General features: G+C 64.1%; 18 protein-coding genes. 6 read left to right on the top strand and 12 right to left on the bottom strand.

All coding sequences use genetic code 11. From position 1 onward, the window contains the following. Positions 1–252 precede the first annotated feature (252 nt). From EB815_RS06770 to EB815_RS06760, 3 genes are all read right to left on the bottom strand, one after another. Entirely contained in the window at positions 253–1,254 is a 1,002-nt protein-coding gene (locus tag EB815_RS06770; RefSeq protein ID WP_056575294.1) for a 4-hydroxyproline epimerase, read from the bottom strand. A 15-nt stretch (positions 1,255–1,269) separates the two neighbouring features. Next, positions 1,270–2,589 (bottom strand): NAD(P)/FAD-dependent oxidoreductase, encoded by a 1,320-nt coding sequence (locus EB815_RS06765; protein WP_065005506.1) that lies wholly within the window; start codon positions 2,587–2,589, stop codon positions 1,270–1,272. 62 nt (positions 2,590–2,651) lie between these two features. Then, entirely contained in the window at positions 2,652–3,545 is an 894-nt protein-coding gene (locus tag EB815_RS06760; protein ID WP_065005505.1) for a dihydrodipicolinate synthase family protein, read from the bottom strand. A 69-nt stretch (positions 3,546–3,614) separates the two neighbouring features. Here EB815_RS06760 and EB815_RS06755 point away from each other — a divergent pair, with 69 nt between their 5' ends. After that, a complete protein-coding gene (locus EB815_RS06755) occupies positions 3,615–4,307 on the top strand; it encodes a GntR family transcriptional regulator (protein ID WP_056575285.1) in 693 nt (230 codons plus the stop codon). Between the two features lie 7 nt (positions 4,308–4,314). On the opposite strand, the gene EB815_RS06750 is transcribed toward EB815_RS06755, so the two are convergent. Together EB815_RS06750 and EB815_RS06745 are read right to left on the bottom strand one after the other, a co-directional pair. After that, positions 4,315–4,587, bottom strand: coding sequence for a hypothetical protein (locus tag EB815_RS06750; protein ID WP_081295016.1), 273 nt, complete (start codon positions 4,585–4,587; stop codon positions 4,315–4,317). A 267-nt stretch (positions 4,588–4,854) separates the two neighbouring features. Beyond that, positions 4,855–5,178: a winged helix-turn-helix transcriptional regulator gene (locus EB815_RS06745; RefSeq protein ID WP_056576460.1), complete on the bottom strand. Its 324-nt coding sequence runs from the start codon at positions 5,176–5,178 to the stop codon at positions 4,855–4,857. A 173-nt stretch (positions 5,179–5,351) separates the two neighbouring features. Between EB815_RS06745 and EB815_RS06740 the strand changes: the two genes are divergently transcribed. Continuing rightward, positions 5,352–5,681: a nuclear transport factor 2 family protein gene (locus EB815_RS06740; protein ID WP_056575278.1), complete on the top strand. Its 330-nt coding sequence runs from the start codon at positions 5,352–5,354 to the stop codon at positions 5,679–5,681. Then, positions 5,678–6,478, top strand: a complete 801-nt coding sequence (locus tag EB815_RS06735; protein WP_065005504.1) for an SDR family oxidoreductase — start codon at positions 5,678–5,680, stop codon at positions 6,476–6,478. The genes EB815_RS06740 and EB815_RS06735 overlap by 4 nt, the downstream gene beginning before the upstream one ends. A 59-nt stretch (positions 6,479–6,537) precedes the next feature. Here EB815_RS06735 and EB815_RS06730 read toward each other — a convergent pair whose 3' ends face one another. Further along, positions 6,538–8,034 (bottom strand): CoA-acylating methylmalonate-semialdehyde dehydrogenase, encoded by a 1,497-nt coding sequence (locus EB815_RS06730; RefSeq protein ID WP_056575272.1) that lies wholly within the window; start codon positions 8,032–8,034, stop codon positions 6,538–6,540. A 161-nt stretch (positions 8,035–8,195) separates the two neighbouring features. On the opposite strand from EB815_RS06730, the gene EB815_RS06725 reads away from it, so the two are divergent. After that, positions 8,196–9,074 carry a LysR family transcriptional regulator gene (locus EB815_RS06725; RefSeq protein ID WP_056575270.1) on the top strand — a complete coding sequence of 293 codons (879 nt, stop codon included), beginning with the start codon at positions 8,196–8,198 and terminating at the stop codon, positions 9,072–9,074. 127 nt (positions 9,075–9,201) lie between these two features. Here EB815_RS06725 and EB815_RS06720 read toward each other — a convergent pair whose 3' ends face one another. After that, a complete protein-coding gene (locus tag EB815_RS06720; RefSeq protein ID WP_056575267.1) occupies positions 9,202–9,777 on the bottom strand; it encodes a hypothetical protein in 576 nt (191 codons plus the stop codon). 203 nt (positions 9,778–9,980) lie between these two features. Between EB815_RS06720 and EB815_RS06715 the strand changes: the two genes are divergently transcribed. Both EB815_RS06715 and EB815_RS06710 read left to right on the top strand, forming a co-directional pair. Beyond that, positions 9,981–10,424, top strand: coding sequence for a hypothetical protein (locus EB815_RS06715; RefSeq protein WP_056575264.1), 444 nt, complete (start codon positions 9,981–9,983; stop codon positions 10,422–10,424). Next, the gene (locus EB815_RS06710; RefSeq protein ID WP_065005503.1) at positions 10,421–12,574 is read left to right on the top strand and encodes a phospholipase D-like domain-containing protein; all 2,154 of its coding nucleotides are present in this window, start codon (positions 10,421–10,423) and stop codon (positions 12,572–12,574) included. Before EB815_RS06715 ends, EB815_RS06710 begins: the two co-directional genes overlap by 4 nt. Positions 12,575–12,650: 76 nt before the next feature. Here EB815_RS06710 and EB815_RS06705 read toward each other — a convergent pair whose 3' ends face one another. The 5 genes from EB815_RS06705 to EB815_RS06685 all read right to left on the bottom strand — a co-directional run bounded on the left by EB815_RS06705 (position 12,651) and on the right by EB815_RS06685 (position 17,036). Beyond that, entirely contained in the window at positions 12,651–13,907 is a 1,257-nt protein-coding gene (locus EB815_RS06705) for a D-amino acid dehydrogenase (protein ID WP_056575259.1), read from the bottom strand. A gap of 123 nt (positions 13,908–14,030) precedes the next feature. Next, positions 14,031–14,573: a hypothetical protein gene (locus tag EB815_RS06700; protein ID WP_056576458.1), complete on the bottom strand. Its 543-nt coding sequence runs from the start codon at positions 14,571–14,573 to the stop codon at positions 14,031–14,033. A 14-nt stretch (positions 14,574–14,587) separates the two neighbouring features. Further along, positions 14,588–15,010, bottom strand: a complete 423-nt coding sequence (gene rnk, locus EB815_RS06695) for a nucleoside diphosphate kinase regulator (protein WP_056576455.1) — start codon at positions 15,008–15,010, stop codon at positions 14,588–14,590. Between the two features lie 272 nt (positions 15,011–15,282). Continuing rightward, positions 15,283–16,422 carry an alanine racemase gene (gene alr / locus EB815_RS06690; protein ID WP_056575256.1) on the bottom strand — a complete coding sequence of 380 codons (1,140 nt, stop codon included), beginning with the start codon at positions 16,420–16,422 and terminating at the stop codon, positions 15,283–15,285. A 92-nt stretch (positions 16,423–16,514) separates the two neighbouring features. Next, complete coding sequence (locus EB815_RS06685) at positions 16,515–17,036, bottom strand: RNA pyrophosphohydrolase (RefSeq protein WP_056575254.1); 522 nt, start codon at positions 17,034–17,036, stop codon at positions 16,515–16,517. Positions 17,037–17,063 lie beyond the last annotated feature (27 nt).

Raw genomic sequence — 17,063 nt, 5'->3', positions numbered from 1 at the left:
TTGCAACGTGATTTTTTTGATCGCCCCGCGTGTTTCCGATTCACGTCGTTCCGACCGCCCATTCTTTGCACCCGACCCTGGACTATCGCGGACCCTATCATTGGCATAACGCAATGTCCTTGATGATTCAGACGTATAATGCGCTCCGTTTCGAAGAAACCGCCGTCAAAATTAGGTGATGGGACGAATCGTTGCGTTTCTGACAGCGTTCGTTCTTTTGCCACACACCTTTCCGCAAGGGCAGGATTCCTCCTACTTGACAACAAAACCATGCGCGAACGGATCGCGGTCGTCGATGAAGATCGTGTTCAGTCCAGTCATCCGTGCCCAGCCTCCGATCGAGGGAATGATTGCCGGCTTGCCGGCCACTGTGACCTCCTTTTCGACCTTGCCCTTGAACAGCGAACCGATGATCGATTCATGCACGAAGGCATCGCCGGCCTTCAGCTTGCCCTTGGCATGAAGTTGCGCCATGCGCGCCGAGGTGCCGGTGCCGCACGGTGAGCGGTCGATCGCCTTGTCGCCGTAGAAGACGGCATTGCGGGCATCGGCCCCTTCCACCGTCGGCTCGCCCGTCCACAGCATATGCGAGAGCCGGTTGATGCCGGGGTTTTCCGGATGCACGAAGGTGTATTTCTCGTTGAGCCGTTGCCGCACCACCGGGCTCCAGGCGATAAGGTCGCCGGCCGAATAGTCCGCCATGTCGCGAAAGTTCTTCTGCGGCTCCACGATGGCGTAGAAATTGCCGCCATAGGCGACATCGACGGTGATCTCGCCGAGCCCGGGACATTCGACCGTCAGGCCTTCGGCATGGAGGAACGACGGTACGTTGGTGATGCGCACCTCTTCGACATATTCGCCGACCTGTTTGTATTCGGCGATGACCAGGCCGGCAGGCGTGTCGAGCCTCAGCACACCTGGCGTCTTCGGCTTGATCAGCCCGTGTTCGATCGCCATCGTCACCGTGCCTATGGTGCCGTGGCCGCACATCGGCAGGCAGCCGGAGGTTTCGATGAACAGGATCGCGATGTCGCAATCCTCGCGCGTCGGCGGATAGAGGATCGAACCCGACATCACGTCATGGCCGCGCGGCTCGAACATCAGGCCGGTGCGGATCCAGTCATATTCGGCGAGGAAGTGCGCGCGCCTTTCCATCATGGTCGAGCCGGCGAGCAGCGGGCCGCCGCCCGCGACCAGCCGCACCGGATTGCCGCAAGTGTGGCCGTCGATGCAGAAGAAGGATTTCTTGGCCATGTCGCTCCTCGAAAATCAAAACCGTTGTGGGCTGAAAGGGGCCAGATCAACCGGCGGAGTCTGCCCCAGGACGAGCTCCCGGATCAACCGCCCGGTCGCCGCCGCCTGGGTCAGGCCGAGATGGCCGTGGCCGAAGGCATAGACAACCGACCGGCCTCCCGCCGCCTTGCCGATGACAGGCACCGAATCCGGCAGTGAGGGCCGGAACCCCATCCATTCGCGGCCGCCGGACGGGTTGAGCCCCGGCAGGAATTGCTGCGCCTTCCGCAACAGCGCTTTCGACCGGTTGAAATTGGGCGGCCGCTCGATACCGCCGAGTTCGACCGCGCCGCCGACGCGCAGGCCCGTTTCGAGCGGCGTGATGACGAAGCCATGGCCCGAGAAGATCAGTTGCCGCCTCACGTCGAAGGCGTTCCGCGGCAAGGTCGTGTTGTAGCCGCGCTCGGTCTCCAGCGGGATGCGGTCGCCGAGCTGCCGTGCCAAGAGATGCGACCAGGCGCCGGCGGCGACGACGAGCTGCCTGGCTTGCCGGCTCGTGCCGTCGGCCAGTGTCAGTGTCGCGCCATCCTGGTCCGTCGCCACGCGGTCGATGCGCGCCATTTCAAAACGGGCACCCCTGGCCTCGGCGTAGGCCCATATCGCCTTGCCGAGCAACTTTGGATCGGCGACCGTCTTCCAGCCCGGCACGAAGGTGCCCTTGATGAAGCGCGGTGAAAGGCCCGGCTGCAGATCCGCCAGACTTTCGCCCTCGACATGGCGGAAGCCGATGCCGAAACGTTCGCGCGCCGCCCAGCCCGGCAGCGAGGCGCGGAACTCGGCCTCGCTTTCATAGAATTCGAGCGAACCATCCTCGCGCAGCATGCGCCTTGTACCGGAACGGTCGAGCAGGCCCATCCATTCCGCTTCGGCGAGCTTCATCATGCCGGCCTGGGCGGCGAGGCTGGCCTCGTATTTCGCCGGTGCGCCGGCGCGCCAGAAGCGGATCAGCCAAGGCAGCAGCTTCGGCAGGTAGGCGGGTGGAATGCTGAGCGGGCCGAGCGGATCGGCCAGCCATTTCGGCAGATTCTTGATCATGCCCTTGTGCGCCAGCGGCAGCACGTCGGAGAAGGCAAAGGCGGCGGCATTGCCGGAACTCGTTTCCTCGCAGATCCCGGTGCGGTCGAAGACCGTTACGTTTCGCCCTGCCTCGGCAAGGAAGGCCGCCGCGCAGATGCCGATGATGCCGCCGCCAATGATGGCGATGTCTTCCGCTTCCCCCCGCTCACGGGGAGAAGGCGCCCGAAGGGGCGATGAGGGGCGGGGCGCCTCGTCTGAAGATTTGGAATTTCCCTGCACGTCGATGCTGCCTCTCCCCTGACCGCGACCATCTTCCCCCGGTGAACAGGAGAAGAAAGCCCTCAGAACCGCGGCAGCTTCGGACGAACCGCCAGAGCGTCCTTGATGATCTTCTCGACCGCCTTGCGGCGCTCGCCCGACAGGGGCTGGCGCGGCATGCGCACACGGTCATTGGTGTGGATGGCGAAGACTTCCGCGAGCTTGATGTTCTGCACCAGATAGGTCGAGACGTCGAGGTCGAGCAGCGGCCGGAACCAGCGGTAGATGGCGAGTGCCTCCTCGCGGCGGCCCTGCTTCATGAGCTGATAGATGGCGACGGTCTCGCGCGGGAACGCGGTGACCAGGCCGGCCACCCAGCCGATGGCGCCGACCGACAGTGCCTCGAAAGCCAGATTGTCGACACCGGTGAACAGGTCGTAACGGCTGCCCAGGCGGTTGATGATCTCGGTCGAGCGGCGGATGTCGTCGGAGGATTCCTTGATGGCGACGAAGCGCTTGTCGGATGCCAGCTCCTCCATCTGATCGACGGTAACGTCGACACGGTAGGCAAGGCGATTGGAATAGATCATGACCGGCAGGTCGCCAGCTTCGGCGACGGCGCGCAGCGCCGCGACCGTCTCTTCCGCATTGGTATGGTAGATCGGGCTCGGCACCACCATCAGGCCGTTTGCGCCTTCCTTGGCGGCGCGCTTGGCGATGCTGGCCGCCTCGCGTGTACCCGCCTCGTTGACCGTCAGCAGCACCGGCTTCTTGCCGGCGACTTTCTGCGCGGTCTTCAGCACCTCGATCTTCTCGTCATGCGACAGCATCGGCCCTTCGCCGAGCGAGCCGCAGACGATGATGCCATCGCAGCCGGCCTCCATCTGCAGGTTGAAGCAGCGCTCCATCTCGGCGTGATCGAGCCGATCGTCGGCGGTGAACTTGGTCGTGACTGCGGGGAAAACTCCGGTCCACATAGCTATCTCTCCATCTGATATATCAGTCGTATATCTATTAAGAAAGCCGCTGTCAATGCGGAATCCATTATGATATATTCTAGATATATCAGGAGACCGCCTTTGATATCCATCGAACCAGGATCAACATCCGAGCCGGCCGCGACAAAGGCCTACCGCGTGCTCGAGCATATGATCGTCACGCTCGAGCTGGCGCCTGCCAGCTTCGTCACCGAGGGCGCGCTCATCGAAAGGCTGGCGCTCGGCCGCACGCCGGTGCGCGAAGCGATCCAGCGGCTGGCCTGGGAAGGGCTGCTCGACGTCAGGCCACGCGCCGGCATCGCGATCGCACCGCTGCATCCCGGCGACTGGTTACGCGTTCTCGACGCCCGGCGCGGCGTCGAGGTGGTGCTTGCCCGCTCGGCCGCACGCTTCGTCACCCGCGAGGCCGCCGACCTGTTTCACGAGGCGGCGCTGGCCATGCAGAAGGCGGTCATATCAGGCAATGTGCTTGCCTTCGTCCAGGCCGACAAGGCGCTCGACGAAGCCCTGGCGCTGGCCGCCGACAATCCGTTCGCCGCCCGCCTGGCCGCGCCCCTGCAGACCCACAGCCGCCGCTTCTGGTTCCGCTACAAGGCGGATACGGGCCTGGCCGAGTCAGCCGAGCATCACGTCGCGCTGATCCGCTCGATCCTGGACGGCGACGAGGAGGCCGCGGCCAAGGATGCCAAGCGGCTCATGGCTCTGCTGCGCGGCCATGCCGAGACGGCGGCGACGCGCTGAACGGCGATCAGATCCCTTGCGCGGCGGCCATGGCGGTATTCTCCCATCCATCACCGGTCGCGAAGATACAGCTTCGGCCGTTCACATCGGTCACCAGCATGGACCAGGTCCCGCTCGCCGAAACATAGATCTCGACAATGGCGGCCTGGCCGACAACACCGTAGCCGATCTGCTTCTGTTGAAAGGCCCGCGCCAGTCCCGCGACGAGGTCGCTGTGGCCGCCGCAGATAAACTGCGCCTGCGCCGACAGCGTCGACAGCGCCAGCGCGGCGCCGATCACGGCTATCCTGATCCATCGAAATGAAAATTCGTGTGCCATTTGGCACCTCCTTCGCCTTGGCGTTCCGGCAAAGGGAGGCACATGGGGCAGCCTCAATTCACCGGAACGCTCCAGGCCGGATTCGACGTCTTCATCACGTCACTCCTTCTGGTTTCCGGTCTGTCGTCAGGGACCTTTATCATTCCCTGGAATCGATATGGTGAGGTCCCGATCCGAAAACAAGCGTCATTTCGGAGCTCGCGGCGCATTGCAGGCCGGCGACCTGCGTCAAGCTTCCGCAGGGTCGCGGAGTGCCGCCCATTTCAACAAGGCGTCGAGGGCCGGGCACAGGGCCTGGCCCCAATCGGTCAGGCAGTACTCGACCTTTGGCGGCACCTGGTGGTGCACGATACGGCGCACGATGCCGTCGCTCTCCATCTGTCGCAACTGCTGGATCAGCATTTTCTGCGAGATCGCCGGGATAGCCCGTTCGAGGTCGGAAAAGCGCAGCACCTTGCCGCCGAACAGGTGAAACAGGATCACCAGCTTCCAGCGGCCCTCGAGGATACGCAGCACATTCTCGACGCCGCTCGCCGCCGACAACGGCGTCAGCGTCTCGGACTTGCTTTCGGTCACAACCTTGCTTTCGGGCCCAACCTTACTTTCGGGTAAGTACCTTACTTTTTCGTCGGTTCTTGTCATTTCACCAGCATATCTCATTTTAGAAGCCGGACAAGCGCCGCCAGCCTCCGCCAGCGGCGGCAACCCGCACCGGAGACGACACCATGACCGCAAACCTTCCGCAGCCGCTGGCCAACTATTTCGCCGCCAAGAACAGGCATGACATCGATGCCATGCTGGCGCCCTTCGCGTCCGACGCCACGGTCAAGGACGAAGGCGAAACCCATCGGGGTCCGGCCGCCATCCGCGGCTGGATGGAGGAGACGACACGCAAATACCGGGTGACCGTCGAGGTCGCCGACGCGACGGTCCGTGGCGATGCATGGCGGATCGCCGGCATCGTCTCAGGCAATTTCCCAGGCAGCCCTGCGACGCTCCACTATGTCTTCACGCTGGCCGGCGACCGGATCGCGCGGCTGGAGATCGGCGCATGACCATCGTCCAGAAATTTGCGTTCGACGACCGGGAATTTGCCGGGAAGCGCGTTCTGGTCACCGGCGGCACCAAGGGCGCCGGCGAAGCCATCGTGCGCAGGCTTTCGGCGGCAGGCGCGATCGTTCTTACCACTGCCCGCTCAGCGACCGAAGCATCATCGCAGAAGCTGTTCGTGCAGGCCGATGTGAGTACCTTGGCGGGTACCGAGACAGTGGCCGCGGCTATAATGAAGCAGCTTGGTGGCATCGACATCATCGTGCACAGCGTCGGCGGTTCGAAGAGCCCCGGCGGCGGATTTGCCGGATTGACCGATCAGCTCTGGCAGGACGAGCTCAGCCTCAATCTGCTCGCGGCGGTGCGGCTCGATCGCTTGCTGATTCCCGGCATGATCGAGCAAGGCGCGGGCGTGATCATTCACATATCGTCGATCCAGCGCCGCCTGCCGCTGCACGAATCCACCATCGCCTATGCGGCGGCCAAGGCAGCCCTTTCAACCTACAGCAAGGCGTTGTCCAAGGAACTTGGCCCGAAAGGCATCCGGGTCAACAGCGTGGCCCCGGGCTGGATCCACACCAGCGCATCGGAAGCCATGGTGAAGCGGCTGGCATCCCACTCGGGTTCGGATGAGGCAACCGCCCGCCAGGGCATCATGGATGCGCTGGGCGGCATCCCGATCGGCCGGCCGGCATGGCCGCAAGAGGTCGCCGAACTGGTGGCTTTCCTCGTCTCCGACCGCGGCTCGGCGATCCACGGCACCGAATACGTCATCGATGGCGGCACGATTCCAACGGTGTGATGTCATGCAAAAAGGGCGCGACAAAAGCCGCGCCCTGATCGTGAAACAGACATCAGACCTTAGTTCATCGTCGGGATGACGAATTCCGCGCCGTCCTTGATACCGGACGGCCAGCGCGAGGTCACCGTCTTGGTCTTGGTGTAGAAGCGGAAGGCGTCCGAGCCATGCTGGTTGAGGTCGCCGAAGGACGACGCCTTCCAGCCGCCGAACGTGTAATAGGCGATCGGCACCGGGATCGGCACGTTGACGCCGACCATGCCGACCTGGACACGGCTTGCGAAGTCACGCGCGGCGTCGCCGTCGCGGGTGAAGATGGCGACGCCATTGCCCATTTCGTGGTCGTTGGCGAGCTTGATCGCGCTCTCATAGGTCGGGGCGCGCACCACCGAGAGCACCGGCCCGAAGATCTCTTCCTTGTAGATGCGCATGTCTGCCGTGACGTTGTCGAAGAGGCAGCCGCCCATGTAGTAGCCGTTCTCGTAGCCCTGCATCTTGAAGCCGCGGCCGTCGACGACCAGCTTGGCGCCTTCCTTGACGCCGGTGTCGACATAACCCTTCACGCGCTCCAGCGCCTGCGCCGTCACCAGCGGGCCGAAATCGGCGGCCGAATCCGTCGACGGGCCGACCTTCAGGCTTTCGACACGTGGAACCAGCTTCTCCATCAGCCTGTTGGCGGTATCGTTGCCGACCGGAACCGCCACCGAGATCGCCATGCAGCGTTCGCCGGCCGAGCCGTAGCCGGCGCCGATCAGCGCGTCGACGGTCTGGTCCATGTCGGCGTCGGGCATGATGATCATGTGGTTCTTGGCGCCTCCGAAGCACTGCACGCGCTTGCCGGCGGCCGTGCCGCGCGAATAGATGTAATGCGCGATCGGCGTCGAGCCGACGAAGCCGACGGCCTTGATGTCGGGGTCGTCGAGGATGGCGTCGACGACTTCCTTGTCGCCGTTGACGACGTTGAGGATGCCTGCCGGCAGCCCAGCCTCGAGGAACAATTCGGCGATGCGGATCGGCACGCCCGGATCACGCTCGGACGGCTTCAGGATGAAGGCGTTGCCGCATGCAATCGCAGGCGCGATCTTCCACAGCGGGATCATCGCCGGGAAGTTGAACGGCGTGATGCCGGCGACGACGCCGAGCGGCTGGCGCATCGAATAGACATCGATGCCGGGGCCGGCGCCATCGGTGAACTCGCCCTTCATCATATGCGGCGCGCCGATGCAGACCTCCACCACTTCAAGGCCGCGCTGGATGTCACCCTTGGCGTCGGCGATCGTCTTGCCGTGCTCGCGCGCCAGTATGTCGGCCAGTTCGTCATAGTCGCGGGCGACCAGTTCGAGGAATTTCATCAGCACGCGCACGCGACGCTGCGGGTTGGTGGCGGCCCATTTCGGCTGCGCCGCCTTGGCATTCTCGACCGCCGCGCGCAGTTCCGCCTGCGAGGCCAGCGCCACCGTGCCGCGCACGGAGCCGTCCATCGGCTGCATGACATCCTGCTTGCGGCCGCTGGTGCCGGCGACACGCTTGCCGCCGATGAAATGACCGTATTCGATCATGATTTCTCTCCCTGGGTTTGTGATGCCGCATTGTCCGCCTTTGCGGGGGCGAAGGCAACGCGAGGGAGAACGCAACCGTTGTGCGAAAATTAGATATCGATTGACGACCGCGCATCAATTCTCGCAAATAGCGGCCGCAAGACATCTCCTGAGGGCTTCCCATGAACTGGGATGACGTCCGCATCTTCCTCGCCGTCGCCCGCGCCGGCCAGATCCTTGGCGCCGCCAGGCGGCTGGAGCTCAACCACGCCACCGTCTCGCGGCGCATCGCCGCCCTCGAAGACGCGCTACGCACAAAGCTGTTTCGCCGCCTGACCACCGGCAGCGAACTGACGCCCGCCGGCGAGCGCTTCCTCGATATTGCCGAGCGCATGGAGGGCGACATGATCGCCGCGCGCTCGACCATTGCCGGCGAGGACGACGTATCGGGCACGGTGCGCATCGGAGCACCGGACGGCTTCGGCGTCGCCTTCCTGGCCAGGCGCCTCGGCGAACTGACCGCACTGCATCGCGAACTGACGATCCAACTCGTGCCGGTGCCGCGTTCCTTCTCCCTGTCCCGGCGCGAGGCCGACATCGCCATCACCGTCGAGCGGCCGACGGAGGGCCGGCTGGTGGCCGGAAAGCTGGTTGACTATTCGCTCGGCCTGTTTGCGTCGCGGGCCTATGCCGATTCCAATGGTCTGCCCAGGACCGCGGCCGAACTCGGCCAGCACACGCTCATCGGCTATGTTCCGGATCTTATCGTCAGCCCATCGCTCGACTACGCGGCCGAGTTCAGCGCCGACTGGCGCACCAGCTTCGCCATTTCCTCCGCCCTCGGCCAGGCCGAAGCGGTGCGCTCGGGCGCCGGGATCGGCATCCTGCACACCTTCGTCGCGCGTTCGATGCCGGAACTGGTGGCGGTCGATGTGGTGGCGCCCATCCGCCGCGCCTATTGGCTGGTCTATCACGAATCGGTCAGGCCGCTGCGTCGCATCCAGATCGTCGCCAGCTTCATCACCAAGGCGGTTGAGCGAGAAAGAAGCCTCTTCCAGTGAAACAATTCCAGGAAAGCGGCTTTCCCTGGCAAAAGCGCGTAGCGCTTTCCCCAGGGAATTGCGTCAAAGCAGAAATCTGCAGCGGCTCGGCGCTTCCCTGAAACGATAGACCGCCGCAGAATCGCCGTCAGGGGCCATCGAGAATGAACGAGCCCGCCACCCGTTCGGCCTCATCGGCCAGCGGTGCCCATTTCTGCTTGGTTTGCTCGACAGTGTCGCCCGTGAGCCCACACGTCACGAGGCCGAAGTGCATGCCGCGGATCGAAAGCACGACCTTGGCGTGGCCAGGGAAACCGGCGTTGCCGTCGTCGATCCGGAAATCCATGTCGGCCATGCGTGCCGGATAGCCATCCGGGAACCGTATCAACTTGTCGCTGCTGAAAACGGCCGAGTCGAAGGCGGCTCCGACCATCTCCTGCCAGGCTTCCCCTGACCATTCCGTTTCCATGAATGCCTTGGGATCGGCCGGCGAGCCGGACGCCTGCGGGTCGTAGCGGCCGACCGATACCCGGCAGGTAAGGCCCTGGTCGCCGGACTTTACCTTCAGCCGCATCGTCTCGCCGGAAGGCGGCTCGTTGGTCCATTCCTCCGGAAAAGTCAGCGAGAATCCGTTGTCGTGGTCATGGACGGTCTTGTCGGCGGCATTGGCCGCCGACACAAAGAACAGCAACGCGACAGCCATGGCCGGAAAGCCGATACGCATCACTGGTGCTCGCAAGATACCACGACGTGATTTGCGCCTTGACTAAGGCAGGTATGCGGCCGCGACAATAACACGGCAAGGTGAAACACGCCGCCTTTTCCTTGCCATAAAACCGACCAGTGTGGCATCAGGCATGCGGTCGTCGGCCACGAGGCAGGGCCACCGGGTGGGGAACATCGTTCAGAAAGCTGGCGCGGATAAAAATGCGAGCCGTTCTTGCCATCCTGCCGCTGGTTTTCGTCTCGGCCTGCGCCAATCCATGGACGAAGGTGCCGGAAGCCCAATTGCCCAAACCGATCCGCTACGTCATGGCCCGGCCCTCGCCTTTCGTTATCGGCAATTACTGCGGCCCCGGTACCCGCACCGGCGATCTGTCGGCCCGGCCGGTCAACCGCCTCGATGCGGTGTGCCGGACCCATGACGCCTGCTACATCGCCCGTCACAATCACTGCGACTGCGACGGCGCTCTCGTCGCCTCGGCCAGGACGATCCGCGACGACAAGACGGCGCCCCGCAAGATGCGCGATGAGGCGGAATTGCTGATCGCGACTTTCGCCATCCCCATCTGCAAGGTTTTTCCGCAGGGCTTCATGCCGCCGCGCGACCCGGCGCAGTTGAACGGCATGAAGACCGGAGCCGCCGGTTGAATCGCCGCATACCCATCATCCTTGCCCTGTTCGGATTGGCGGCTCTTGCCGGCTGTGCCGAGGCAGGCCGCGATGCCTGCGACCTCCTGCCTGGGCAGGAAACCTGCACACCGCCCTCGCCGTCGGCCAGCACGCCCGGGCCACAGGTGGCAGCGTCGCGGTTTTTCGGCGATGCAGGCACCAACGACTATGAAAGACGGTTCCTGGCACTGCTCGCCCACAACCAGCTTGGCGCCATGGATCGCGCCAACGGCACCGGCCCTTTCGGGCGCAACCGCCGCGATGTCCAAAATCGCGATTTCCAGGCGACCTATTCGACGCTGCAGCAACTGGCCGAACCGGTCGCCAAGGCGCATCTGCTGCCAGCCGGCGGCGGCAGCGGCGAAGGCCATTTCGCCGGACGCTGGCGGATGTCCCGGCAGACGCTCTACATCGATCCGTCCGCGCGCGCCTCGGCACCCAGGACTTTCGATTTCTCCGGCCTGCAGGCACGCAGCACCGAAATCATTGTGCGCCAGGCCGGCAAGCAGCCTGCCGACATCGAGAGCACCTGCGACGGCGCATTGGCGATCCGGACCGCTGGAGCCTCCCGCACCATCACCGCCGGCGCGGCATTCCGCTTTCGCCTGTCGGGCGAGGACGATGCGGTCAGCCTGTTTCCTGGCGACAGCCTGAGCCGCTGCACGGCGAGGATCCGCTCCAGCCTTGACCCGGCGGGCGCTCCGCTTACCATCCGGCGCGAAGAGACCGCCGATCCAGCACTCGCCAGCTTCGACAGCCGCTACCAGCGTTGCCCGGTTCCCGACAGCGCCGGCCTCGACGCGCTTGAGCGCGCCTTCTATGCCAGCCGCTGGCTGTCGCAGACCTGCGCCATGCCGATCGGCGCACCCAGGCTGCTGCGCAAGTCGCGCGAGGGCTTCAACGCCAAGGTCGAGGCGCTGATGGGCGCGCCGCTGTCCGATGCGGCGATAGACAAGGGCGACCCGGAACTGCCGCTCGATTTCTCCAGGGCGCCAAGGCTGAAGCTGATCTATCTGTCCTCGCTTGAATTCAAGGCGGACTTTTCCGGCCGCATCATCGAACGGTTGATCCGCCATCATGCGGCCCTTGGCACCAAGGTGCGCATCATGGTCACCGATGTGCTGGAACGCGACAAGGACGATGCCATGCTGCACCGGCTGGCGGCTGAGTTCCCCAACGTCCAGCTACAGGAATACCGCTGGCGCGCCGATCATGGCGCCCCGATCGACGAGCAGATATCGCAACTGCACAAGACCCATCACATCAAGATGCTGGCGACGCTGGCGCAGGACCCCGCGCGCTCGCGCGTCATCATAGGCGGCCGCAACATCCATGACGGCTTCCTGTTCCACCAGCCGATCGATCTGTCGCGCTATCCGGACCTGCAGCAATACGGCAAGACCGACGGCTTTTCGCTGAACTACTATTCGAACTGGAGCGACTTCGACATCGAGTTCGCGGACAGGCCGACGGTCGAGACACTCGCCGCGCATCTGTCGACGATATGGCTGCGCGATGCCGACACCAATCTGGCCCGCCCCTTCTCCGTCCCGGTTCGCGCCGATGGCCGCCCCCGGGGCAACGCCCGGCATTTCATTTCCGTGCCCTATGAGGACGACCATGCGCTGGAGGATTATTTCGTCGAGCTGGTCGACGCCGCCCAGCACCATATCCAGATCGTCAACCCCTACCTCAATCTGACGCCGAGCCTCGCCCGCGCCTTTGACCGGGCACTCGCCCGCGGCGTCAAGATCGACATTGTCGGCCGCATCGATCTCAAGGGCGATATCGGCGGCAAGTTCCTCACCGCGCTCAACAAGCTGTTTGTCGAGAAATATGGCGACCGCATCGACATACGCGAGTTCAAGGCGCCGGACGTGGTGCTGCATTCCAAGATCATGATGATCGACGAAAGGCTGGTCGCCATCTCCTCGGTCAACCTCAACAACCGCAGTTTCTTCCACGATTCAGAGAACGGCGTGATGGTGCTCGATCCCGCCTTCTATGTCAGGATGAAGCCGATCTATGACGACTATCTCGCCCACTCGAACCCGGTTTCCACCGAGGTGACGATCCCTTGGGCCTACCGGCTGCTGTTCGACGAGGCCTGGGTCAGGCAGGCGTTCTGATCCAATTCCAGGAAAAGTGTGAAGCGGTTTTCCGTCCGGAATTGCATCCACCCAACATGCCGAAGGAAGCCCGCTCCTATTTCAGGTAGCGTTCCTGGGCCAGCGCACGGGCATCGATCTCGGGAACCCGGTTCGACATGATGTCGGCCAGCACCTTGGCCGAGCCGCAGGCCATGGTCCAGCCGAGCGTGCCATGGCCGGTGTTGAGATAGAGATTGGAAAGCTCGGTGCGGCCGATCAGCGGTGGCCCATCCGGTGTCATCGGCCGCAGACCGCACCAGAAGGTCGCCTCGCGCATGGCGCCGGCGCCTGGAAAGAGATCGCCGACCGAATGTTCGAGCGTGCGGCGCCGCGATTCATGCAGCCTGAGGTCGAAGCCGGAGATCTCGGCCGTGCCGCCGACGCGGATGCGGTCGCCCAGCCGGGTGATCGCCACCTTGTAGGTTTCGTCCATCACCGTCGACACAGGCGCCAAGTCGGCATCCTTGATCGGCACGGTGATCGAGTAGCCCTTGACCGGATAGACCGGGATCGACCGCTTCATGCGACGCATGAAGCCCGCCGAGTAGCTGCCCAGCGCCATCACATAGGCGTCGGAGGCCTTGAAACCCTTGCTGGTGCTGAGGTTGGCGATGCGGTTACGGCTGCGGATGACGCGGTATATCGTCGTGTCGTACTCGAACTTCACGCCCCGCGCCACGCATAGTTCCGTCAATTTGTCGGTGAACATCTTGCAGTCGCCGGTCTCGTCATGCGGCAGCCGCAGCCCTCCGACGAATTTCTCACGCACGCCGGCCAGCGCCGGTTCCGCCGCGATGCAGCCCTCCGGGTCGAGGATTTCGTAAGGCACGCCATATTTCTTCAGCACATCGACGTCGCCCGCCGTGCCATCAAGCTGCTTTTGCGTGCGGAACAGCTGCAGCGTGCCCTGGGCCCGCTCGTCGTAGGTGATGCCGGTCGCCTCGCGCAGCGCCTTCAGCGTGTCGCGGCTGTATTCGGCCAGCGGCACCATGCGCGACTTGTTGACCGCATAGCGCTCGGCCGTGCAGTTGCGCAGCATCTTGACCAGCCAGGTCCACATATGCGGATCGAAAGCCGGCCGCACCACCAGCGGACCATGCTTCATCAACAGCCATTTGATCGCCTTGAGCGGAATGCCGGGGCCGGCCCAGGGCGAGGCATAACCGGGCGAAATCTCACCGGCATTGGCAAAGCTGGTCTCCAGTGCCGGGCCTTTCTGGCGATCGATCACCGTCACCTCATGGCCAGCCTCGGCGAGATAGTAGGCCGTGGTCACCCCGATGACGCCACTGCCCAGCACCATGATCTTCATCGTTCACTCCTTGCGCGCCGCGCGTCCCCAAGACGCCCGTGGTCGCGACCGCATTTCTCGATTTGCGCATGATCCCAGGTGAAAATCGATGCCGATTTTCGAGAACCATGCGCTGTGGCCTATTCACGCCGCCGAGGGACCGGGGTCGTCGTCTTCTGTCTGCCGCATTCCGGCCGTCTCGCCAAGAGGCCGCCAATCGGCTGCGGCGCTATAGACGAGAGTGAGCCCATGCGGTCGCTGCCCGTCTGCCCGGTCTTTCTGCCTGACCGCGCGCCGGGCAGCCTCCGGCTGGTAAAGCACGGCCTTGATGAGGATCGACTCCCGCCGGCCATCGGCGTGCTCGATCGAAGCCGTTTGGCCTTGCGCCATGCCAAGCATGCAGAGCCCTCGCCTGGTTGCCACCGACAGGCTCGAGCCGACCGGTCCGCGCACCTCGTTCTGCACCAGGGTGCGCGTCTCGGCGTGACCGGCGTCGACGCTGAACACCACCCTGCTGTTCAGCGTGACGATATCGGGGCCGACCGAATCGATCGGGACGACGTCGGCGCTTGAAAGCTTGTATTCGAGCATGTGCACGACCGGATCCGCGAATGCCCGCCGGCGCTCCAGCATGACTTCGAGGACAGCGAAGTCTTTCGTCGTCAGGCAGCAATTCGTGCTCGTCATCACCGCCTCCACGATCAGCGCCGCTGCTGGCCGGAGGCCGGCGAGTCGACGGCTTCGATCGTCACCGACAGTTCACGGCCGTCACGACTGCTCCAGCACACCGTCTGCCCGATCGCCGCTCCGATGAGCGCCGTTCCCATCGGCGTCAGCACCGAAATCCTGTTTTCGGCAATGTCGGCTTCGCCGGGATAGACCAGCGTGATGCGCTGGGTATCGCCGCCCTCGGTGCGGACCGTCACGATCGAACCCATGCGCACCACCCCGGCCGGCATCGTCGCCGCGTCCGTGATGATGGCCCGGTCCATTTCCGAAAGCAGTTCCTCGGCCGTCTCGGGGGCACGGTCGAGCAAGGCCCTCGCCAGGCCTGTCAACCTGTCATGGTCGGTGTTGCTGATCAGTATCTGGCTGCTTGGGCGCAGTCCTGTTGCATGTTGCATGGCAAACCTCATGGATCGGCGCGTCGAATGAATGCGCGCCTGCCGCCACGCTGGCGGCGCTACGAAAAGCCGCCAGCGGCAAAAGGCTGGACGGCTTGATGGCGATTTTGGATGTATGGATGCCCCGGTACGGACGGACGCCAAAAGGCGGCCGCGCCGGGGCTACGATCCCGCGATCGGGCAGACCCTGAACAAGGTTCTGATGTAAGCGAGGTTGCTCATGCCCCGAACCTTGCCGACAGGCGCCCGCTTGTCAAGCGTGGCCAAACCGCTCAACCGCCGACATAGCGCCGGTGAAAGCGGGGACCAAGACTGGCCAGGATTTCATAGCCGATGGTGCCGGCATGGCCGGCGGCATCGTCGACGCTCTGCGAAGGACCCAGCAGCTCGACAAGATCACCCTCGCGCAGCCTGCCGGGCGGCACTGCGGAAATATCGAGAATGATCGAATCCATAGACACGCGCCCGAGGAAAGGCAGGCGTATGCCTTCGAACCAGGCTGCCGAGGCGGAACGCCGCAGCCAGCCATCCGCATAGCCGAACGAAATCGTCGCCAGGCTCAACGGGCCGTCCGCGTAGTAAGTGTGTCCGTAGCCGATACCGGTGCCTTTTTCGACCCGGCGCGTCTGCGCCACCTTGGCTTGCAGCCGGACCACGGGCAGCATTGGATTGGGTGCGCCTGGCGTCGGATTGATGCCGTAGAGCGCCGCCCCCGGCCGGGCGAGATCATAGTGATAGGGCGGACCAAGAAAGATGCCGGAGGAGTTGGCAAGCGAAGCAGGCACCTCGGGCAGCATGGCGCGCAGCCGCTCGAAAGCCAGCCGCTGTTCTTCGTTGGCCGGATGGCGCGGTTCGTCCGCGCAAGCCAGATGGCTCATCACATATCTGACATCGATTCCATCGAGCGCGCCGGTATCCTTGGCCACGGCCTCGACCTCGGCTGGCGCCATGCCAAGCCGCGACATGCCGCTGTCGACCTGGATGGCGGCCGGAAGCCGGCGCCTGGCGTCACGCGCGGCCGCGCTCCAGGCCTTCAACTGCGCACCGCTGTTGATCACCGCGCACAGGCCGGCCGCCACGGCTTCCGGCTCGGAACCCGGCGGCAGTCCATTCAGCACGTAGATTTCCGGTTCGCTCCCAACCACCTCGCGCAGCGCGATGCCTTCGGCCAGCAGCGCGACGAAGAAGACGTCGCAGCCTTCTTTCATCAAGGCCGATGCCACCTGCGCGGCACCGAGACCATAGGCGTCGGCCTTGGCCACGCCGGCGCAGCGCACGCTGCCCAGCCTTGTCTTCAGTCGCCGGTAGTTTTCGCGGATCGCATCGAGATCGATGGTCAGGATTGCTCCGGCCGCCGCTTCACTTATGGCAACAACGTCCTCGGGCAGCAATTTTGTAGGGGCGTCGTTCATGGCGACCCTCCTTGTGGCGGATAAGCATCAATAGGACCGCTGGGCCGGCGCGGCAACTGCGGCCCTTCGAACCATGGCCGCCGGTCGTCCAGCTACGGCACGAGGTGCCGGAACGCCGCCACCACGTCTTCATAGACCTTGCGCTTGAACGGCACGATCAGGTCGGGCAGGTCCCGCATCGGCCGCCACGACCATTTGTCGAATTCGGCGGTGTGGCCACCAGGCGGCGGATTGATCTGGATTTCGTCGCTATCGCCATGAAAGCGGAAGGCGAACCATTTCTGCGTCTGGCCGCGATACCGCCCTTTCAGGGCAATGCCGACCAGATGGTCCGGCAGATCGTAGTTGATCCAGTCCGGAGCCTCGGCGAGCAGCGAGACGCCGCGCATGCCGGTTTCCTCATAGAGCTCCCGCTCCGCGGCCTGCAGCGGCTCCTCGCCCTTGTCGATGCCGCCTTGCGGCATCTGCCAGAGCTGCGTCGCGCCTGCGAATTCGCTGTCGGGTTCGACAATACGATGCCCGACCCAGACCAGGCCTTCGCCATTGAGGATCATCAGCCCGACACAGGGACGATAAGGCAGCGCTTCGCGGTCGACCTTTTTCGTCTTTGCCATTATCTGTCCTCCGAGCGGTTCGCGGCC

Source organism: Mesorhizobium loti (genome assembly GCF_013170705.1).
GTDB lineage: Bacteria > Pseudomonadota > Alphaproteobacteria > Rhizobiales > Rhizobiaceae > Mesorhizobium > Mesorhizobium loti_D.
This window is presented reverse-complemented; position numbering and strand designations above follow the sequence as displayed.

What these genes read in the sequence shown, in the direction of transcription:
- EB815_RS06770 (WP_056575294.1), bottom strand. Translation starts at nt 1,254, where the DNA reads ATGGCCAAGAAATCCTTCTTCTGCATCGACGGCCACACTTGCGGCAAT.
- EB815_RS06760 (WP_065005505.1), bottom strand. Translation starts at nt 3,545, where the DNA reads ATGTGGACCGGAGTTTTCCCCGCAGTCACGACCAAGTTCACCGCCGAC.
- EB815_RS06755 (WP_056575285.1), top strand. Translation starts at nt 3,615, where the DNA reads ATGATATATTCTAGATATATCAGGAGACCGCCTTTGATATCCATCGAA.
- EB815_RS06740 (WP_056575278.1), top strand. Translation starts at nt 5,352, where the DNA reads ATGACCGCAAACCTTCCGCAGCCGCTGGCCAACTATTTCGCCGCCAAG.
- EB815_RS06735 (WP_065005504.1), top strand. Translation starts at nt 5,678, where the DNA reads ATGACCATCGTCCAGAAATTTGCGTTCGACGACCGGGAATTTGCCGGG.
- EB815_RS06730 (WP_056575272.1), bottom strand. Translation starts at nt 8,034, where the DNA reads ATGATCGAATACGGTCATTTCATCGGCGGCAAGCGTGTCGCCGGCACC.
- EB815_RS06725 (WP_056575270.1), top strand. Translation starts at nt 8,196, where the DNA reads ATGAACTGGGATGACGTCCGCATCTTCCTCGCCGTCGCCCGCGCCGGC.
- EB815_RS06720 (WP_056575267.1), bottom strand. Translation starts at nt 9,777, where the DNA reads ATGCGTATCGGCTTTCCGGCCATGGCTGTCGCGTTGCTGTTCTTTGTG.
- EB815_RS06715 (WP_056575264.1), top strand. Translation starts at nt 9,981, where the DNA reads ATGCGAGCCGTTCTTGCCATCCTGCCGCTGGTTTTCGTCTCGGCCTGC.
- EB815_RS06705 (WP_056575259.1), bottom strand. Translation starts at nt 13,907, where the DNA reads ATGAAGATCATGGTGCTGGGCAGTGGCGTCATCGGGGTGACCACGGCC.
- EB815_RS06700 (WP_056576458.1), bottom strand. Translation starts at nt 14,573, where the DNA reads ATGACGAGCACGAATTGCTGCCTGACGACGAAAGACTTCGCTGTCCTC.
- rnk (WP_056576455.1), bottom strand. Translation starts at nt 15,010, where the DNA reads ATGCAACATGCAACAGGACTGCGCCCAAGCAGCCAGATACTGATCAGC.
- alr (WP_056575256.1), bottom strand. Translation starts at nt 16,422, where the DNA reads ATGAACGACGCCCCTACAAAATTGCTGCCCGAGGACGTTGTTGCCATA.
- EB815_RS06685 (WP_056575254.1), bottom strand. Translation starts at nt 17,036, where the DNA reads ATGGCAAAGACGAAAAAGGTCGACCGCGAAGCGCTGCCTTATCGTCCC.